Annotated in this window: 15 protein-coding genes; 7 read left to right on the top strand and 8 right to left on the bottom strand. The window is 63.9% G+C overall.

What is annotated here, in order from left to right; genetic code table 11:
* Positions 1 to 29: 29 nt before the first annotated feature.
* Both K1X74_12425 and K1X74_12420 read right to left on the bottom strand, forming a co-directional pair.
* Positions 30 to 1,217, bottom strand: a complete 1,188-nt coding sequence (locus K1X74_12425; GenBank protein ID MBX7167127.1) for a DUF58 domain-containing protein — start codon at positions 1,215 to 1,217, stop codon at positions 30 to 32.
* A gap of 45 nt (positions 1,218 to 1,262) precedes the next feature.
* Positions 1,263 to 2,204 (bottom strand): MoxR family ATPase, encoded by a 942-nt coding sequence (locus K1X74_12420; protein ID MBX7167126.1) that lies wholly within the window; start codon positions 2,202 to 2,204, stop codon positions 1,263 to 1,265.
* Positions 2,205 to 2,437: 233 nt separating this feature from the next.
* On the opposite strand from K1X74_12420, the gene K1X74_12415 reads away from it, so the two are divergent.
* Entirely contained in the window at positions 2,438 to 3,850 is a 1,413-nt protein-coding gene (locus K1X74_12415; protein MBX7167125.1) for a DUF1501 domain-containing protein, read from the top strand.
* Positions 3,851 to 3,934: 84 nt separating this feature from the next.
* Here K1X74_12415 and K1X74_12410 read toward each other — a convergent pair whose 3' ends face one another.
* Entirely contained in the window at positions 3,935 to 7,585 is a 3,651-nt protein-coding gene (locus K1X74_12410) for a hypothetical protein (GenBank protein ID MBX7167124.1), read from the bottom strand.
* Positions 7,586 to 7,800: 215 nt separating this feature from the next.
* Here K1X74_12410 and K1X74_12405 point away from each other — a divergent pair, with 215 nt between their 5' ends.
* From K1X74_12405 to K1X74_12395, 3 genes are read left to right on the top strand one after another with little or no spacing between them, the layout of a single operon-like run.
* Positions 7,801 to 8,433: a DUF1501 domain-containing protein gene (locus K1X74_12405; GenBank protein ID MBX7167123.1), complete on the top strand. Its 633-nt coding sequence runs from the start codon at positions 7,801 to 7,803 to the stop codon at positions 8,431 to 8,433.
* Positions 8,434 to 8,485: 52 nt separating this feature from the next.
* Positions 8,486 to 10,045, top strand: a complete 1,560-nt coding sequence (locus tag K1X74_12400) for a hypothetical protein (protein MBX7167122.1) — start codon at positions 8,486 to 8,488, stop codon at positions 10,043 to 10,045.
* 57 nt (positions 10,046 to 10,102) lie between these two features.
* Positions 10,103 to 10,570 (top strand): DUF1569 domain-containing protein, encoded by a 468-nt coding sequence (locus K1X74_12395; GenBank protein ID MBX7167121.1) that lies wholly within the window; start codon positions 10,103 to 10,105, stop codon positions 10,568 to 10,570.
* A 37-nt stretch (positions 10,571 to 10,607) separates the two neighbouring features.
* Here K1X74_12395 and K1X74_12390 read toward each other — a convergent pair whose 3' ends face one another.
* Positions 10,608 to 11,900 carry a S41 family peptidase gene (locus K1X74_12390; protein ID MBX7167120.1) on the bottom strand — a complete coding sequence of 431 codons (1,293 nt, stop codon included), beginning with the start codon at positions 11,898 to 11,900 and terminating at the stop codon, positions 10,608 to 10,610.
* A gap of 113 nt (positions 11,901 to 12,013) precedes the next feature.
* A complete protein-coding gene (locus K1X74_12385; protein MBX7167119.1) occupies positions 12,014 to 13,240 on the bottom strand; it encodes a DUF4013 domain-containing protein in 1,227 nt (408 codons plus the stop codon).
* 153 nt (positions 13,241 to 13,393) lie between these two features.
* Here K1X74_12385 and K1X74_12380 point away from each other — a divergent pair, with 153 nt between their 5' ends.
* Positions 13,394 to 15,046 carry a DUF1549 and DUF1553 domain-containing protein gene (locus K1X74_12380; GenBank protein ID MBX7167118.1) on the top strand — a complete coding sequence of 551 codons (1,653 nt, stop codon included), beginning with the start codon at positions 13,394 to 13,396 and terminating at the stop codon, positions 15,044 to 15,046.
* 11 nt (positions 15,047 to 15,057) lie between these two features.
* Positions 15,058 to 16,350 carry a DUF1501 domain-containing protein gene (locus K1X74_12375; GenBank protein MBX7167117.1) on the top strand — a complete coding sequence of 431 codons (1,293 nt, stop codon included), beginning with the start codon at positions 15,058 to 15,060 and terminating at the stop codon, positions 16,348 to 16,350.
* 81 nt (positions 16,351 to 16,431) lie between these two features.
* Here the strand turns inward: K1X74_12375 and rpsI are convergent, their stop codons facing one another.
* From rpsI to rsfS, 3 genes are all read right to left on the bottom strand, one after another.
* Positions 16,432 to 16,872: a 30S ribosomal protein S9 gene (rpsI, locus tag K1X74_12370; protein MBX7167116.1), complete on the bottom strand. Its 441-nt coding sequence runs from the start codon at positions 16,870 to 16,872 to the stop codon at positions 16,432 to 16,434.
* 119 nt (positions 16,873 to 16,991) lie between these two features.
* Complete coding sequence (gene rplM / locus K1X74_12365) at positions 16,992 to 17,453, bottom strand: 50S ribosomal protein L13 (GenBank protein MBX7167115.1); 462 nt, start codon at positions 17,451 to 17,453, stop codon at positions 16,992 to 16,994.
* 208 nt (positions 17,454 to 17,661) lie between these two features.
* Positions 17,662 to 18,024, bottom strand: a complete 363-nt coding sequence (gene rsfS / locus K1X74_12360; GenBank protein MBX7167114.1) for a ribosome silencing factor — start codon at positions 18,022 to 18,024, stop codon at positions 17,662 to 17,664.
* Positions 18,025 to 18,289: 265 nt separating this feature from the next.
* On the opposite strand from rsfS, the gene bcp reads away from it, so the two are divergent.
* Positions 18,290 to 18,769 carry a thioredoxin-dependent thiol peroxidase gene (gene bcp, locus K1X74_12355; protein ID MBX7167113.1) on the top strand — a complete coding sequence of 160 codons (480 nt, stop codon included), beginning with the start codon at positions 18,290 to 18,292 and terminating at the stop codon, positions 18,767 to 18,769.
* The last annotated feature ends 1 nt before the right edge of the window (position 18,770 follow it).

Genomic DNA, 18,770 nt, shown 5'->3' with positions numbered 1-18,770 from the left:
CCCACCTGCGCGCCGCGGATCGCGCCCGCTCAATCAACTTGGTAGTAGCTACTCAACTCCGGGTTGCTCGTGTCGAAGCACGCGACACGATTGACCCACCGCCGCAGACGAGGGTCTTGCCACAGCTCGACGAACCGATCGGTATCGGTCAAATCGACTGCACGCGTGCTGACCAGCACCACCTGTGTGCCCGGGCGAACTTCGCGCAACACGCGGGGCAGCGTCGGCGGCAACCGATCGCAGACATCGCTGCTGGCCAGGGCCAGGTGCTCCATCACGTCGCTCAAGAGCCCCATCGATGCAGGCCCCGTGGCATCGTGCAGCGGCTGCCCGGTCACGGCCAGCACGAGGTGGCTGCCGCCGCGGCGACAGAGATCGGCCACGATCGTGGCGACAAAGCTTACCGCGAGCTCGACGTTTTCGCGCTGTTCAGGCGTGGGTGCCACGGGCTCCCACAGATCGAGAATCACGGCGAGGTCTTCGTTGCGCTGTTGCTCGAACTGCCGTACCATGACCGCGCCTGCCCGGGCCGTCGTGCGCCAGTGAATCCAGCGCTGACTGTCGCCCGATCGCCACTCGCGGAGGCCGTGAAAGTCGCCTTCGACGAGGCCCTGCCGGCCGCGGACTTCGCGGCTTCCCTGGGCGGTTTGCTGATGCACGTTGCGCCACCGGGCCGTCAATCGGCCGGTGCGCGGGACCACCAGCAATGTGTCGAACGAGTCGTGCCGACGCGCGGCGTACCACAATCCCCAAGGAAAGCGACTGCCTACCTGCAGCGGGCCAAAGCGATAGCGGCCGCGTTGCCCGAGCCGCCCCTCGTAACTGCGGCGGACGGTGCCACCGGCCTTGATGCAGGGGGCAAAAACGCTGGCCGACCTGCTGGCCGACTCCCCGAAAGTTTCGCCATCCTCGCGTTGAATCTGGTCGACGGCCGTAACCGCCCAACTGCTCCGCCAGCGCTTGTGGTTGCGCAATTGCAGGTCGACCACGAGCAACTGGCCAGCGGCAATCTGCGCGGGCAACTGCCGTTCGACCTCCAACCGTCGCAACGTCGAGACGACTTGCCAAAGTCCGAGCAACAGGGGTGCCGCCAACAGGCTGAACAGCGCCACGAGCAGGTTGATCTCGCGGAGCACCGCGCCGGTCAGCAAAAAAGCCAGCACGACGAGATAATAGACCCCGGCCAGCGTGATGCGCAGCGTGCGGCGACGAGCCATGGCTTGGATTGCGGTCTCGCGTTTGAGTTGCCGTGTGCCGGGTACCTAGCGCGGGACCGGCACTTCGTCGACCAGCCGCTTGACGATCGCTTCGATCACCTCGCGCTGGCCGCCATGCAGGTACCCCTTGCCGATCACCCGGTGCGCCAGCACCGGCACGGCCAGGCGTTTGATGTCGTCCGGCACGACGAATTCGCGCCCCTCGGCCAGCGCCAAGGCCTGCGACGCGCGGTGCAGCGCCAACGCGCCGCGCGTGCTCACACCGACGTGCAGCTCGTCGCTGTTGCGCGTCGCCTCGACGATATCGAGCAGGTATTCCTGGACCGTTTCTTCGACCGTGACGCGCCGGGCGGCTTGCTGCAGCGCGGTGACCTGCGCCGTATCGACGACGGGCCGCAATTCCTCGACCGGCTCGTGCTCGCGATGGCTGTTGAGCACCTGCAATTCGTCGGATCGTTGCGGGTACCCGATCCGCGTGCGGAGCAAGAAACGGTCCAACTGGCTCTCCGGCAGCGGATAGGTACCTTCGAACTCGAAGGGGTTTTGCGTGGCGATGACCATGAACGGCCGCGGCAGCAGGTGGGTCTTGCCGTCGAGCGAGACCTGCCCGTCGCTCATCGCCTCCAGCAGCGCGCTCTGGGTCCGGGGAGTGGTCCGGTTGATCTCGTCGGCCAGGATGACGTTGGCGAATATCGGGCCGGGGTGAAACGTGAACTCGCTCGTCTTGGTATTGAAGACGCTATTGCCGACGATGTCGCTGGGTAGCAGGTCGGGCGTGAATTGAATCCGGCAGAACCGCCCCCCCACGCTCTTGGCCAGGGCCTTGCCTACCAGCGTCTTGCCCACGCCGGGCACGTCTTCCAGCAGGACGTGCTCGCCCGCCAGCAGCGCCACCACGCAAAGCTGCACGACTTCCGGCTTGCCCAGCACGACCTGCCGGATATTGGTCTCCAGCTCGGCCACCAGGCTGCGTACTTCGATCGACATGCGCTCAAATATCCCCGTTCCGCCTGTCCAGCGTGTATCGTAGCCTTCCGCTGGTCGACCGGTCCAGCATCCGGCTGGAAACGCGGGTTTGCTCTCAACCACTTCGCTGGTGGACAGTTGCGCGGCGGCCGTCCTGGCCGTTGCTCGCCGAGTTCTGCGTTGCCGACGCGCGGAAATCGACTTAGAATCAACGCCCGTTGATGCGTTCAACGTCCCGCCCAGAGTTCCCCGCCATGAGTCAGCGCCGCGACGACCAAGGACGCCCCTGCGCCGGCTTTCGCCAGGCGTGGCGGCTGTCGCGGCGGCAACTGCTCGCGGCCGGTTCGCTGGGGGTGCTGGGGCTCGACTTACCACGCCTCTGGTCGTTGCGAGCCCAGGCCGCCGAGTCGCCCCTGTTGCCGCAGCCGCGGGCCAAGGCGTGCATCTTTCTGTTCATGTGGGGTGGGCCCAGCCAGCTCGACACGTTCGATCCCAAGCCGGATGCCCCGGCCGAGGTTCGCGGCGAGTTTCAGCCCATCTCGACCAGCGTGCCGGGGGTGCAAATTTGCGAACACTTCCGGCAACTGGCGCCGTTGGTCGACCGCCTGGCGATCGTCCGTTCGCTTACGCACACCGACCCGGCCCACCTGTCGAGTGGTCACGCGACGCTGACCGGCAATTGGGCGCGTATACGGAACAGCGATGCCGAGCCCCCCAGCCCGCGTGACAACCCGCACATTGGCTCCGTGATGGCTCGATTGCGGCCCTCCGCCGGGACGCTGCCGCCGTTCGTCACGCTGCCTTGGAAGGCGTATCACCCCGCGGCGCCGGGCGGCCAGGCCCCCGGTCAATCGGCCGGCCTCTTGGGCGAGGCCTACGACCCGTTCCTCGTGACCGGCGATCCGAACCAGGCGGCCTGGCAGGTGAGCGAGCTGTCGCTGCTCGACGGCCTGTCGGTCGAGCGACTGCATCACCGCCAAGACCTATTGCAGCAGATCGACGAGCAGGCCCGGCTGGTTGAAAACTCCGACCAGGTTGGCGGAGTCGGCGCGCTGCAATCGAAAGCCTTTGGGTTGCTGGCGGCCGACGAAGCGCGGCGGGCGTTCGATCTGACTCGCGAGCCGGAAGCAGTCCGCGACCGTTATGGCCGCAACCTGCACGGTCAGTGCGTGCTGCTCGCGCGGCGCTTGGTCGAGCATGGCGTGCCGCTCGTGTCGGTCAACTGGCACAACGACGGCCAGAATTTCTGGGATACCCACGGCAACAACTTCAATCGCTTGAAGCACGACCTGATCCCGCCGGCCGATCAGGCGCTGGCCGCCCTGCTGACCGATTTGGAAGAGCGGGGCCTGCTCGACGAAACGCTCGTCGCGTGGGTGGGCGAATTTGGTCGGCGCCCGCAGATTACGCGCGGCAATGCCGGCCGCGATCATTGGCCGTTTTGCTACAGCGGGCTGCTCGCCGGCGGCGGGATCCGCGGCGGCGCGGTCTATGGCGAAAGCGACAAACAGGCGGCCCGGCCGGCCCGCAATCCCGTCACCCCGCTCGACTACGCGGCCACGATGTACCAGGCCCTGGGCATCGACCCGCACGGCGTCTACTTCGACCCGACCGATCGCCCCGTGCGGATCAGCCAGGGCCAACCCATCGCCGAACTGTTCGGTTAGCCCGGGATTCTCCACGCCGGTTGCAATGGTGCCGTACCGCGCGACTCTGGCAGGCGTTGGTCCCCTGCGATTGCATTGCAGGTGCTATTTGAAGAGCCGCTCGATGACCGGCTGGGCCTGCTGCAACCATTGCCCGAAGAACTCGGGATACTGCACGGCGAGCAACGCTAGTAGCGGTAACAGTGCGTTGACGGTCACGCTGCTGAGAAGATCACGCCCGAAGGTCAGTTGTCCCGGTGTGGTATTCGCGAGCTGGCTCAAGAAGGCGTCTTGATTGAAGCGAGCAATCCAATATAGGACGAGACCCATCATCGCCGCGACAATCAGCCAATTGAAGATCCGCACCGAGTATTCCGGCTGCACGGGGTACACGTTTTGCGAGGCCACGAACAAGATGCTCATCGCGACGAATGCGCGCCAGCGCTGGCCTAATCGCGAGAACGCATCCCGGATCACATCGGCGATGTCGTATGCCAACAGCGTTTCGTACGCGACAACGGAATTCTCTCCCGTACAAGTTTTTTTGGCCGCGGGATCATTGGCTTTGGGAGGTGTGGCCGATGCCAGCACCTCGCGTTCCCGCGATTCCCACGACAGCAACAGTAGTGTCTCGAGGTTTGCCTGATCCAAGCCGGCTACAAGACCTTGCAATTGCTCACGGAATCGCGAGGAGATACGCCTTCCCGTGGAGGAAAGCTGTGAGGCCAGGATGACGCGTAGGCCCTTTGGCAGTCGCTGAAAGGCTGCGACGATTGGATGCTGATCGAGCGCCCGAAGTGCGTGTCTGAGCCGATACGCAGTTTGCGAGAATTCAAATGCCTGCAAAAACATGATCCCGAGTGCACCCACTTGTGCGAGGATGATGAGCACGGCCAGCCAGAATTTTTCCAGCGGCCAAGCGGCCCGGGAGAGATTCAAGACCCCCACGACAAATAGCGAGATGGCGGCGATTGCCACGGCGCGACCCTCGGTGTTCTCCGGCCATTGCCATTCACCGAGAAAATGCGTGTTGTGCAGGCGATTGAACCGTGTGACGATTTTAGGGCTCGAACGCAAGCAAGATCCGCATGCTTTCGTCAAACGCAGGCTTGACCAACGATCGATGACGATGAGGGCCGTGCCCACGCCAACGTTGACCGCTCCGATCAACAGCAGCAAGAGCGTGAGGGGCGAGACGCCGCTCATCAATTCGCCCACGCGCTCCAAGGTTGCATCCGACCAGGTGAATGTGCCGGATAACACGGCGAGCTGGAGCAGGCACCCTGAAATTGCCAGTACGATCGCAGCGAGAGACAGCACAGCGCACAATGCCATCGGCACGCTGTAAACCAACTTGAAGGCTCGGCGCTCGTCCCAGAAGGCGTTGCCCGTCTGCACCAGCAGTCCGGCCATCCCCACGAGCATGACGGCAATGATGGGTTCTGCGGCGAATTGCGGCAGGATGGTCCAATCAAATGTGGGCTTTTCTGCATAGACAACGGCGCACTTGCAGCAACCGATCAATAGACCAAAGAATCCCACACCAATGGCCAGTCTGCGTCCCTCGATCTCGCCGTGTAAGAGCGGGCTTGCCTTCCAGATCAAGAACGGGACCAGGAAAATGCATAACTCCAACACACTCAAGAATGGCCACCAGGGAAGTTGCTCCGCGACAGTTATATGTTCGGGCCAAACGAGAATCTGAAGCATTGCCAGGAGCGAAGCAAAGAACACGCTCGACAAGCACCAAATTCGGAGCCGAAGGAATCGCCGGCCATGCGGTGGCGGGATCGTCATCTGGGTGCCGGCGATTCGAATCTTTTGGATTTGCTGCTGCACCGGATCGCGCGACACCTTCAGAGTCAATAGTTGCCAGGCGGCGAGTGCCAGGATCACCGTCAGGATCAGGCTGCGCTGAAAGTACTTGCGGCGTCCCGCGACCTTGATGTCCTGTTTCTGGGGAGACCAATAAGTCGCCAGATCGGCTCCCTCACGCGCCGACACGGATGGATTGGTCGGTTGCGTATCCAGTGCAGCGCGGTTGATGGTGTAGCGAGCCACCGGCCAGATGGCGCGCCGGCCAACCGATGAGATCCAAACGTGCGGCAATTGACGATTGGCGCAGGGCCCTGCCCAGGAGAACTCGTAACCCACCGGCCACGCCCGCTTGCGTCGTAGGTCCGATACGCCGTAGGGGTCTGAGGTCGAGTCCTTGTCCAAGAGTACGAGGCAAGCATTAAAGGCCCCCATCTCGTCGTCACTGCTGAACGCGCGCAGCGTCTGTCGAGATTCGGACGGCAGACCGAGTTGCCTGCTGAGGTACTGTGGGTTGTAGGTCGAGACGGTCAGTGCGCCGTTCAGAAAGCGTTGTTCCTCGGGGCGCGTGAACAGCACTTCGTTGTTGAACAGCACCAACTGAACGTCAGGGCAATGTCGTTGCAGAAATTGCGCAAGCAGCAAGACGTCTCGAACATCGGTGGCCGAAATAGCCACGTACTGGATGTAATGTCGTCGGACGGTCTCCAATAACGACGCCAGGCCCCGTTCGATGCGCGCTTTGGTCAGTCGCGAATAGAGCGGCAGGGTGTCGTTCGGAATCCGGTCGTTGTCCAGCGACAATTCCACGGCAGACGCGTCGCTTGCCGATGTGATCGGATTGATCGCATTGGATGGTGTCTCGCGTTGGTTGAGGTCGGGCCTTACCTGGCCGAGGAACAGCGGAAACGCAGCCACGTGGAGGTCAATGTCTCCGGGCAGCGTGTTTGTTTGCTTGTCTGTCCTGTTCGTTAGATTGCCTGTCCCGTTCGTTAGATTGCGTTCAACAAAACCACCGAACCCTGTGGACGATTCGGTCAAGAGGAGAACACTCGGACGCGTGATGTGGCAGCTACGAAGGTGCGTTGCGAGTACACGCATGAGCTCGGTTTGGGCAACTCGCATGGCGACAAATTTGAGATTTGGCCGCGAGAATTCCGCGGGCGGAATCGAGGTGGCTGTTCCCGTTACGACATGGATGAGGTGGCCGTGTTTCTCTTGCCAGTCGTTGAGCTCGTCGATCAAGGACAGGGCAGAGCCTGAAAACGTCGGTCCCAAGAGCCGTAGATGAAAATTATTGATTTCATACGGCTCGCCGTTGACGTAGCGCGTGGAAATGATCTCCGCGTAGTTGCTTAGTGCCGCCCGGAGTATTGGTCGTGAGATCCCTCGGATTGGTGATTCGGGCACCAGGAACAAGATTGTCAAGTGCCTGCGAAGTGCATTGATATTAGATCTAGAATCTGTCTGACTCCGCAACAGCACCACGCTGGGCTCCGAGGTTGTGGATGCGTCTTTTTGGGAGTCGGAGGGCGGATTGATCGGCGCCGTGTAAATGCGGTTCGGCCGGTACCCGTAGACCTCGAACCCGCGCATGATGCCTTCCACCACGGCATCGCGTAGATGTCCGGCCGCGGCTTCGGCATCCGGCACGGTGGCGATCATGCAATCGAGCGTGTAATGCTGAATGCTTGCCGCCTTGGACGCTTCACGCCAGGAGTATTGGCGGCACACCTCCTCGACGCCGAGGTAGTCGTACAACAAATCAATCGCTGGATCACACCAAGGCGCCGCTTGCGTAACTTGCGGCTCGGGCGGCGATGATTGAGACGGTGTTGGCGATGCGTGCTCATCTTGGGGTGAGTCGCTTGAGATCATGAGCATCGCCAGGACAACGGCCGTCATCGGCCCGACCGTCACGATGTCGCGGAAAGATCGCATGGCCACCCTCTGCGCGAACGCTCAAATCGAGTGTTGTTGCGAGACGCTCTCAACCAAAGCAACGAGTTGTTGTGGAGCCGCGGTAGCATAGTCGACGGAAATATGTAATACCATTGGGTAATGCTGTATCGGCGTCGTTAAATGTTGAGGGGCAGTGTGACGGTAATCTGCACGGCTGTGTGGCCCGATATGTTTAGTCTTTCCACCACCTCGCTCTGGCAAAATGTCCTGACACGACGGGCAGCGCGAGCAGGGTCCGCGACCGCTATGGCCGCAACTTGCACGGCCAGTGCGTGCTGCTCGCGCGGCGCCTGGTCGAGCATGGGGTGCCGCTGGTGTCGGTCAACTGGCACAACGACGGCCAGAACTTCTGGGATACCCACGGCAACAACTTCAATCGCTTGAAGCACGACCTGATCCCGCCGGCCGATCAGGCGCTTGCCGCCCTGCTGACCGATTTGGAAGACCGGGGCCTGCTCGACGAAACGCTCGTCGCGTGGGTGGGCGAATTCGGCCGGCGCCCGCAGATTACGCGCGGCAATGCCGGCCGCGACCATTGGCCGTTTTGCTACAGCGGGCTGCTCGCCGGCGGCGGGATCCGCGGCGGAGCGGTCTATGGCGAAAGCGACAAACGGGCGGGCGCAGGCCAGGCTGCCAGCACCGCAAACAGGCGTCCCAGGGGGCAAATCATCGCGAAATTGGGGGCACTCGCGGGAATCGGCAAGAGCGAACCTTGCGCCAGGGGGCGCCTGTGGTCCCCGTCGCCGCGTCCCACGACAATACGCATTGCCACCGGGGAAAAACCACCTACGGCTCAGGAATCGCACCTTCCTGGCGCGTTACTATGAGTCCGCCGTTAGGTCGTCGTCCATGACTCGGCTGTCGAGGAGGGTCCTATCCATGGCGTCCCAGCGATATCTGTGCTCGGCGCGGCTCCACTTACTTGCCGGGTGCGCTCTCGGCAGCCTGCTGTTCGTGTCCCCCGCTGCATCGCGGGCCGCACAGCCGCTGAAATACTTCGGCTTCGAGGACGGCCACTACTCGGCCGAAGCAGAAGCGGGTTTGCAGGAAATCCTGGCAGGGAACTGCTTCCAGATTGGTGTTCCCGTACCGGCCGTGAGGTTGTTCCTGGCGGCGATGGCGCCAGCACCGAAAGAGACCGGTTACAAGCCTGGTTCGCCCGAGGCCCAGTTCTACGCCGCCGGCCAGTTTCCCTCGCCGCCCGATCGCCACTCGGGAGCGGCCCCCGGGTTCGGCCTGGGCTACAGCGTTTTTGAGCGCGACGGCAAGCAACTCGTCAATCTGAACTGCTTTGCTTGTCACGCCGGCGTGGTGCAAGGAACCGTCGTGGCCGGCTTGGGCAACAATCACGTTGGTCGCTCCGATCCGCGCGATTCGGAGATTCATGCGCGCGGCGACAACTTCGGCCCCTATGCCGTCTGGCAGATGGGCGCGGGCCTGGAGGATCCGGCCAACAAGGGCATGGTCGTGGCACAGCAAAAGACCGAGTTGCAGTTGTTGCTCGAGTCTTTGCCGCTGGCCCCCGTCGATCCGATGCCGTGGTGGCTGATGAAGTACAAGCGGCTCAACTACTGGTATGCCGACGGCGGCAGTCACAGCGCCGCCAATTTCTCGGTCAACTTTACGGTGCCGCATCCGCAGATGAACGAACACCGTGCCGAACACGTGCAGATCGTGGCCCGTGCGTTGGCTTTTGCCCGCGAGACGCAATCGCCGTTGTATCCCGGCGCGCTCGAGGCCGATCTCGTCCAACGCGGGGCCGACTTGTTTCATGGCCGCACGCGTCCCGCCGATCCGACGGGCTTCACCGCTTGCAAGACTTGCCACGGCAACTACACGAAGAAAGCCGGCCACGACGATCTGGGGGTTCCCGGCTCCTGGAACGTCGACTACGACTACTCGCATGTGCTGCGCAACGTGAAGACCGATCCGTCTTATAACAACGTCTTGCAACAGTTGCGTCCGGTCGCCGAGCATATCAACAAGCTCGAAGTCTATTTCACGGCGCAGGGTACGCCTGAGCTAGTTCCGCATGCGACCGTCCCCGACAAGCCGGGCTACGTCGCACCACCGCTCGTGGGCATTTGGGCCTCGGCGCCGTATTTCCATAACGGCGCCGTGCCCACGATCACGGCCGTGTTGAACTCGGCCGAACGGCCGGAAATCTGGGCCCGCGATCATCGCGACCCGGGCGCCTATGACCTGGCGCAGGTGGGAATGTCGCACCGGGTGGTCGCGCGCTCCGAGTTCGAGACGAGCGCCGCGGCTGCCGCGGGCAAACCTGCCAATGCGACTGCCACGATCGATCATGCCGCCTCGTACGACACCCAGGCATATGGCCATGGCAACGGCGGCCACACTTTCGGCGACCATCTGACGCCCGACGAGCGCCGCGCGGTGATCGAGTTCCTCAAGAGTCTTTCCGGGCCCGACATGTAGGCCTAGGATGGAGTAGCGGCCATAAGCTGACGCTGAACCCGACGACCGGAGAATCGCATGACGGCGACCTTGCTCGCGCGGCGCAGGCTCGACTTCCAGCAATGGCCCGAGGTGCTGGCCGACGTCGATCACCTGCGCAGCGCAGGCTATCAACGCACCGGCAATTGGGATCTGTCGCAGATCCTCGATCATGTCGGCGAAGGCTTGCGCACCGCCATGCAGGGGACCGAGCACCAGGGCCCCTGGATCATTCGCAAGATCTTCGGACCCATGCTGCTGCCGCGGATTTTGCGCCAGCGACGGATGAAGTCGGGCATCAAAGTGCCCGACTGGTGGTTGCCGGGACCGACGCACGACGAATCACAGGCGGTCGACCGCTTTCGGGCGGACGTCGCGGCCTTCGAGCGTTTCTCTACGCCGACCCAGCCTCACCCGTTCTTCGGCCCGATGACCAAGGCTCAATGGAACGACCTGGCGCTGATCCACGCCGCGCACCATCTGAGCTTCCTGGTGCCAAATTCGTAGCAGCAGCGTTCGGGCGCAAGGTACCGCGCAACGGGCATCAGGAGCGGCTGGCCGTTTTCGTCGATTGCAGTTGTTCGCGCAAATACTCCAGGGCCCGCTGGAGCTGGCGATCGTCAATCGGCGGTGCCGCGGTGCCTTTTCCGATCACGTCGCGATTGCGGCGGGCGAGAAAGAGTTTTTCCGCCTCGTCGTCCGACAGCTTCACTTCGAGCCCCGGGCTGGGCATCACGCCCCAGCTGTCGGTGTCCTTGGCATTGCGCCCCTTGTGGATATTCTTGCCGCTGGGGCGCCAATACGTGGCCACGGTCAGCTTGACGGCGCTGCGCCGATCGTCGAGTTCGACGACGCTTTGCACGCTGCCTTTGCCCCAGGTGCGTTCGCCGACCACGGCCGCGCGACCGTGGTCCTGCAGGCACGCCGCTACGATTTCGCTGGCGCTGGCGCTGAAGTGGTTGACCAGCACGACGATCGGAAAGCCTGAATAGGTTCCGTCGCGCTGCGCCTCCCACGTCTCGCCGCCGCCGTTGCGCTCGCGGGTACTGACGATCGTACCGGACTCGATGAACAAGTCGCACACGTCGATGGCCACATCGAGCAATCCGCCGGGGTTGTTGCGCAGGTCGAGCACCAATCCCCGCATGCCGGCCCGTGACAGTTCGCCGATCACGGTTTCCAGCTCATCGGCCGTCCGTTGACCGAACGAAGTGATGCGGATGTAGGCGATCCGCTCGTCGCCTGGCAGGAAGAAATTCCAATGGTCGTCGGCATCGTAGGTGTCGCCGAGGACGGTATCGACCACGATGTTTTCGCGCACCAGCTTGAATTCGCGCGGCTCTTCCTCGCCCGCACGTTCGACGGCTACCTTGACCTCGGTGCCCGGCGCCCCGCGCAATCGTAACACGGCATCGTCCATCGAGAGCGCGGCGGTCGATTCGCCGTTGATGGCCACGATCACGTCGCCGGCGATAATGCCCGCCTCATACGCCGGCGTGCCGACCAGGGGGCTGAGCACCGTCAGCCGTCCGTCGACCTGGTCGGCGGCGACCTGGATCCCAATCCCGCCGAACTCCTGGTTGAGGCTTTCCTCCATTTCCTGGAATTCCTCGGGCCCGATGTAGCCCGAGTAGTCGTCCAACTGTCCGACCATGCCTTCCAGGGCGCCGGAGAGCAATTCCTCGGGCGTGACAGGCGAGACAAATTCGCGGTCGACGTAGCCCAGGACCTCGACGAATCGGTCGGCAAACGGCAAGTAGCGGCCGTTGGCCCGTTGAAAGCAGATCAGCGACCCAATGGTCACCCAAACGATCAAGTAAATCTGGCGACGCGGCATGGGCAAACTGCGAAAGCCAAGGCAACGTCGGCCCACCGGCGGCGATTGGCCGGGGGCAACGCCTCTCCCTCGTATCGTAGAACGTCTGGCGCTCCGCGTCCAAGGCCGGGCAGCTACTCGCCCAGATTCAAGAACGGCACGGGCAACAAGAACGCGTGCTGTTCGTAAAGGCTGCCTACGCCATACCAGGCGGTGAACTGGCTGAACCAAACGATGCCGACGTAAGCCAAGGCCACCGGCACAAGCAGGGCCCGCGCCGGCCACCGAACGATGGCCCAGCGCTGGCGCGGTCGGCGAACGGCGCTGGCCCAGGCCCATCCGGCCAGCATGTGCGCAGGCCACATGAACACGACAAACGCCAAACTCGGCAGCCAGGCCGCTTCGCGCGGTACGAGTTCGATCTTGAGCAGGTACAACGGCACCGCGAGCACCAGCGTCGCGATCGTGGCCAAGGCCGCCAACCAGGGAGCATGCCGGGCCCGCGTGCGCAGCTCGCCGAGAGCGAACATGGCCCGTAGCCGGTTCTTGGCAGCGAAATGCGCTTGGGCCAGCGGCAGCCAGATGGCGACCCAAGCCAGCGCGAATGCTCCGGCATATCCCAGAAACACCGACTGCTGTCCGAGCGCCAAGAGGGTCGTCGGAACGACGAGCCACGCGAGCGCGCCGAGGAAACCGCGCAGCCCGAGCCACCAATAGTAAGGCAGCCGCAGACCGCTCAAGAAATCCCAAACGCGGTCGCGGGCGCTGCCGTACGCACCCGGCGTTCGGAGTGCCCGCCAGACGCGCCTGGGGCGAACGACGGGCACGAGGAAGTGGCGCAAGCGTCCGCCACGCGCCCAGGCAGTAACCAGGTGATAGGCAGTCAACACGGCGACGACCGTGACGACCCCTTGCCAGCGGTGCGCCGTCGTCCCACCCGGATCGATCAATTGGGCCGAGTCAGCCAGCGAGCGCAGCAACCACAGCGGCGCGAGCACCACCGCGGTGCCCAGCAGCCAGCCGCCCAGATGCGCCGCTCGGCGCACTCCGATCCAACCCGCCGCGAAGCTTCCCGTACGCACGATGCGCCCGCTCGCTTCGAGCAAATAACCCAGGGCCGCGAACTGCAACACGGGTGTCGCGGCCAGGAGTGCCAACCCCAAGATCAGGCAAGCGGCGCCGAACAACCCCGTGACCAGCGTCGACGTTCCGTTAACAAAGGCGTACAGCAGACGCGCAAAAATCTTCCGCCCGCGGCGCAGCGTGGCCGCACTCTCCGCACCCGGCAAGCGACCGCGCTGGCCGCCGGCGTGCGGCTCGACGGTTTGCAGCCCCTCGGCAGTTTCGCTGGCAACGGCCAAGTTTCACCCCGCGGCGTAACGATTCGGCTGTCCTATAGCATGCGTATATTCGGATGCCGTTGGCAAACCTTTTGCCCTCGGGGATAAACCGCGGACCACGAGCGACGGAACCTTTGATCCAACTCCGCGCGACGCGACGGTAGAATGGCGGCCATGGGTAAGCGAGATTTGGCCTTTGCGCTGCTCATCGCCGCCGGCGCGATCCTGCTCGTGCGTACGATCGCATTGCCGCCGCCACGGATGACGGATCTGGTGGCACAAAGCTCGCCGGCGACCGAGAGCAATGGCCCCGCAACAGTGTGGACCGAGGACGTGCGCACCAGCGCCGCGGCCGTCGATGCCGCCTTCGAGCGCGCCTGGCACGCGGCGGGCGTCGAGCCCGTGGCCCAGATCGATCCTCTCACCTTTGCCCGGCGATTGTCGCTCGCGCTGGCCGGCACGGTGCCGGCACTCGAAGAGATCCGCCGGTTCGAGGCGCTGCCGGCGGAACAACGCAAGCCCGCGATGGTCGCAACGCTGCTGTCCGATCGGCGCGTCGACGACTACCTGGCCGAGCGCCTGGCCCGGATGATGGTCGGCGTCGAGCAGGGGCCCTTTTTTGTCTATCGCCGGCGACGATTCGTGGCCTGGCTGAGCGATCAATTGCGTGCAGGCCAGCCGTACGACGTGCTGGTCCGCGAAGTGATTGCCACCGAAGGCTTGTGGACCGATCGGCCGGCGACGAATTTCGTGACGGTCGCGATCCGCCAGGACCAGGGGAACGATCTCGACGAAACCGTGTTGGCGAGCCGCGTGGCCAGGGCATTTCTGGGAGTGCGGATCGATTGCGCCCAATGCCACGACCATCCCTTTGCTCCGTGGAAGCAACGCGACTTTCATGCGTTGGCCGCATACTTCGGCATTACGCAGACCACCAGTTTCTCCGGCATCCGCGACCAGCGGGGCCAGTATCGATACGACGATCGCGCTCGCGGCGAATCAGTGGCCATCGTGCCGCGCGTGCCGTTTGCCCCGGAGCTGGAGCCCGAGACGGGCCGACGGCGCGAGCGCCTGGCCGCCTGGTTAACGCATCGCGACAACCGCGCCTTTGCCAGGGCCACGGTCAATCGCGTCTGGGCCTGGATGTTCGGTCAGGCGCTAATCGAGCCAGTCGACGACCTGCCCGTGAACGACTCGGCCGCCGTGCCCGAGACGCTTGAAATCCTGGCGAACGATTTCCGCGACCACGGCTTCGACTTCAAACGTTTGATCCGCGTCATTGCCGCGACACGGGTTTATCAGCTTGACAGTCGCGTGGCCTCGATCGGCGACGATTTGCCGGCGCTCGTCGCGGCCGGTGCGGCCTTTCCGGTGACGCCGCTACGTGCCGAGCAGGTGGCCGGCGCCCTGCTGCAAGCCGGCTCGCTGCGCACCCTCGATGGTGATTCGCCGTTGGTGATTCAATTCGCGCGGCTCGTCGGCCTGCAGGAGTTCACCCAGCGGTTTGGCGATGACGGCGAAGACGAGTTGGCCTTTCGGCCGCAGACGATTCCGCAACGGTTGCTCTTACTCAACGGCAAACAGGTCCAGGAAAAGACCAAGAGCGACCCATTGAACGCCGTATCGCGCGTGGCCTTGCTTGCGCCGGACGATCGCCGTGCGATCGAGATCGTCTATCTGACCGTCTTGTCGCGGCGACCGACGCCCGAGGAATCGGCCTTCGGCGTCGAGATGCTCAGCCAACGCGCTGGCAACACCCGCGAAGAAGTGCTCGGCGACCTGTTTGTAGGGTTGTTCAACTCGACCGAGTTCTTGTGCCAACACTGAGGGGGTGGCCGATGTCAGCGCCAATTGCTTCTAGCGATTTCGCGTCGGTGTCGCGGCGGCGGTGGCTCGGCGCGGCCGCCGGCTCGTTCGGCTCGGCCTGGCTGGAGCGCGTTGCACAGGCGCTCGCCAGCCAGGACGCGGCCGATGCGCCGCGCGCCGCGGCCGCCGATGCGGTCATCCTTGTGTGGTTGCAAGGCGGACCCAGCCAGCTCGAGACCTTCGATCCACATCCCGGGACACACATCGCCGCCGGCACGAAGGCCATCGACACGCGCGCCGCGGGCGTCCGCCTGGCCGCGGGCTACGAGCGGCTTGCCGAACAGATGCACGCGGTCGCCGTGGTCCGGTCGCTGGTCGGCAAAGAAGGCGATCACGAACGGGCGACGTATGTCGCCAAGACCGGCTATCTGCCTGATCCCGTGACCGTGCATCCTTCGATCGGCGCGATTTGCTGCCATCAGTTACCGGCCGACGGTACGGAGATTCCGCGTCATGTGTCGATCCTCCCGGCCTCATGGCCGGCTCGTGGAGGTTACCTGGGAGCCCAGTACGATGCATTCAAGATGGGTGACCCGCGCGATGGCGTGCCCGACGTGCGGCCTTTCGTGGGCGAGCCCCGCGTTGCCCGGCGATTTGCGGCCCTCGAGTTCGCCGAGCGCCAATTTGCCCAGGGCCGCGCCGGAGTGATCGAGCCGCTGGCCACCCAGGCTGCCACTGCGGCCGCCAAGACGCTGATGGCTTCACCTCAATTGGCGGCCTTCGATCTGGCGGATGAGCCACGCGAGACGCAACAACTCTACGGCGAAACTCCGTTGGGGCGCGGCTGCCTCGCGGCACGACGACTCGTCGAGGCCGGCGTGCGATGCGTCGAAGTGACGCTGGGCGGCTGGGACAGCCATGCGAACAATCACGAAATTCATCGCGAGCTGGCAGAACAACTTGATCCCGCGCTCGCAGGCCTGCTGGCCGACCTAGCTGCGCGCGGCGCTCTCGAGCGAACGCTGGTCGTTTGCGCAGGCGAGTTCGGTCGCACGCCCAAGGTCAACGCCCTCGGCGGCCGCGATCACTGGCCGCACGGATTCACGGCGCTCGTGGCCGGCGGCGGTTTGCGCGCCGGACTCGCGATCGGCGAGACCGACCCCGAGGGAAGCAAGCAGGTTGCAGACCCCCATTCGATGGCCGACTTGCACGCCACGTTGTTTGCCGCCTTGGGGATCGATCGGCAGCGCGAAATCGTCTCGCCGGCGCAGCGGCCCATCAAGCTCAGCGAAGGGACTCCGATCGCCGAACTGCTGCCCGGTTGAACGCGTCCCTGGGCGCAGCCAGGCGCAGGCTGGAGCAGAATACCGCCGCGCATTCGCGGGGCAGGCAAGCGGTGACGCGGCTTAACGCTTCGAGAACTGCGTGCCGCGGCGGGCACCACGCAGACCGTACTTCTTGCGTTCCTTCATACGGCCGTCGCGCGTCAGCAGGTGTTCTTGCCGCAGTACCGGCTCGCTCATCGGGTCGAAATTCTTCATCGCGCGAGCGATGCCCAGCTTGATGGCACCGGCCTGACCCGTTGGCCCACCGCCCTGCACGCGCACCACCACGTCGACCTTCTGCTCATGCTCGGTCGCCTGCAGGCAGGCCAGCACGTCCTGGCGGTCGCGCAGCGAATCGAAGTACTCGTCGAGCGGCCGGCCGTTGATCGTGATCTGGCCGTTGCCCTTGCGAATGCGCACCCGGGCCACGGCCGTCTTGCGGCGCCCCGTGCCGAGGGCCTCGCCAGTCTTGGTCAATTTGGGCTGCGCAGGTGTCGGGGCCACTTCAGGAACGATCGACATCGGTCAACTTTCGACGGGTGCAGGGAAAATGAGCCAATTCAGGACGGCGACAAACCTCGGGCATCGGTGCGGGCTGCTCGGCTGCGCCGCAGGTTCTGTTGTCAAATACAGTTCTATTGTCAGATACGCTGCGTGCGCCGCTGCTTGTTCCCCAACTCGACCGGCTGCGGATTTTGGGCCTGGTGCGGGTGCTCGCCGCCGGCATAGATCTTCAGCTTGGTGAGCATCTTGCGGGCTAGCTTGTTCTTGGGCAGCATCCGTCGGACGGCCTCTTGGAGAATCAATTCCGGACGCCTGGCCAGGCGATGGCCCGCCGATTCGCTGCGCAGACCCGGATAGTACGTGTACCAGGTGTAGCGCTTCTGGTCCCACTTCTTGCCGGAAAACGCGACCTTCTCGGCGTTCGTCACGATGACGAAATCGCCGGTGTCGACATGGGGCGTATAAGTGGGACGGTGCTTGCCCATCAGCACCATGGCAATGTCCGAGGCCAGCCGGCCCACGACCCGGTCGGTCGCATCGACGACGTACCAATTCGGCTTCACGTCGGCGGGCTTGGCCATATAAGTCTTGGTTTTCATGTTCATTTCCGCTGGCTGCCGGCACTCGACCGGGGTACGGTCGCGAGGCGCAACAAAACAAGGGCCCCACGACACCCCAGGAGCAGTATGGGAATCCAACAATGTACCGGTCTGCCGCGGGGGGATCAAGGGCGGCAAAACCCCTGAAAACACGCGAGGTTACGCGGCCCCAAGGGGCCGCGCCGGCACCGGTCCCAACGGGGGCGGACTACGCGGTACCTGCGGCGGTGATCTCGGCCGGCAGCGGCACGCGCGAGGCGCCGGCCCAGAGCTGCTCGAGATCGTAGTAGCTGCGCGTTTCACCCTCGAACAGGTGCACGACGACGTCGCCGTAATCCATCAGAATCCAACCGCCCGATTGATAGCCCTCGAGGCTCAATCGCCGCTGGCCGAACTCCTCGGACAGCACGCGGTCGATTTCTTCGCTCATCGCGTGCAATTGGCGACCGCTGGTCCCGGTCACAATCACGAAAAAGTCGAACAGCGACGTCTGAGATCGCAGGTCGAGCACCACGGCGTCACGGCCACGGTTTTCCACGGCCACACGGGCTGCGGCGAGGGCCAGCTTCATTCCATCTGCGGCTTCTCGCTTGGCGACAATCGCTCGGCTAATCGGTCCACCTCCCGGACTGCCAGGGGCCCTCACTCTTTCCGGCGGGGTCGCCCGAAAGGGCCAAGGTGCCAACATCCAAATTGTAGCTGGGCCAAGCGGAAATGTAACGTCTGGCGGCGACGGGGCCGGAGGCTGCCGCCGCCTGCTGGGCGGGGCGTGACCGCGGTCTATAATCCGCCGACAGCCCTGATCTCCCCAGGTATTGCTTCCGAGGTAACTCCCGATGGCTGACTGGATTGAGGCCGGCAAGAAGGCCCCCGATTTCACCCTGCAGGCAGACGACGGTGCGAAAGTGAAGCTCTCCAACCTGCGTGGCAAGCCGGTGGTGCTGTACTTCTATCCGAAGGACGACACTCCCGGCTGCACCCGCGAGGCGTGTGCCTTTCGCGACCGCAAGACGGTCCTCACCAAGCTGGGAGCCCAAGTCCTCGGCGTCAGCCCCGATTCGGTCGCCAGCCATGTGAAATTCCGCGACAAGTTCGAGCTGAACTTCCCGCTGCTGGCCGACCCCGAACACGCGGTGGCCGAAAAGTACGGTGCCTGGCGCGAAAAGAACATGTACGGCAAGAAGTCGATGGGCATCCAACGCTCGACGTTCTTGATCGATGCCGAGGGCAAGGTCGCCAAGGTATGGAAAAAAGTCAGCGTCGACGGCCACGACGAGGAAGTCATCGCGGCGCTCAAGGAATTGTCGGCCGACTAGC

The sequence above is a fragment of the Pirellulales bacterium genome (genome assembly GCA_019694435.1).
Classification (GTDB): Bacteria; Planctomycetota; Planctomycetia; order Pirellulales; family JAEUIK01; genus JAIBBZ01.
Note: the sequence above shows the minus strand (reverse complement) of the source record. Positions and strands in the feature narration are given on the sequence as shown.

Excerpts from the sequence above, each read along its gene's own strand:
- K1X74_12395 (MBX7167121.1), top strand. The coding sequence starts at position 10,103 with ATGACGGCGACCTTGCTCGCGCGGCGCAGGCTCGACTTCCAGCAATGG.
- K1X74_12410 (MBX7167124.1), bottom strand. The coding sequence starts at position 7,585 with ATGCGATCTTTCCGCGACATCGTGACGGTCGGGCCGATGACGGCCGTT.
- rpsI (MBX7167116.1), bottom strand. The coding sequence starts at position 16,872 with ATGTCGATCGTTCCTGAAGTGGCCCCGACACCTGCGCAGCCCAAATTG.
- rsfS (MBX7167114.1), bottom strand. The coding sequence starts at position 18,024 with ATGAAGCTGGCCCTCGCCGCAGCCCGTGTGGCCGTGGAAAACCGTGGC.
- K1X74_12390 (MBX7167120.1), bottom strand. The coding sequence starts at position 11,900 with ATGCCGCGTCGCCAGATTTACTTGATCGTTTGGGTGACCATTGGGTCG.
- K1X74_12375 (MBX7167117.1), top strand. The coding sequence starts at position 15,058 with ATGTCAGCGCCAATTGCTTCTAGCGATTTCGCGTCGGTGTCGCGGCGG.
- bcp (MBX7167113.1), top strand. The coding sequence starts at position 18,290 with ATGGCTGACTGGATTGAGGCCGGCAAGAAGGCCCCCGATTTCACCCTG.
- K1X74_12400 (MBX7167122.1), top strand. The coding sequence starts at position 8,486 with ATGGCGTCCCAGCGATATCTGTGCTCGGCGCGGCTCCACTTACTTGCC.
- K1X74_12420 (MBX7167126.1), bottom strand. The coding sequence starts at position 2,204 with ATGTCGATCGAAGTACGCAGCCTGGTGGCCGAGCTGGAGACCAATATC.
- K1X74_12380 (MBX7167118.1), top strand. The coding sequence starts at position 13,394 with ATGGGTAAGCGAGATTTGGCCTTTGCGCTGCTCATCGCCGCCGGCGCG.
- K1X74_12415 (MBX7167125.1), top strand. The coding sequence starts at position 2,438 with ATGAGTCAGCGCCGCGACGACCAAGGACGCCCCTGCGCCGGCTTTCGC.
- K1X74_12425 (MBX7167127.1), bottom strand. The coding sequence starts at position 1,217 with ATGGCTCGTCGCCGCACGCTGCGCATCACGCTGGCCGGGGTCTATTAT.
- rplM (MBX7167115.1), bottom strand. The coding sequence starts at position 17,453 with ATGAAAACCAAGACTTATATGGCCAAGCCCGCCGACGTGAAGCCGAAT.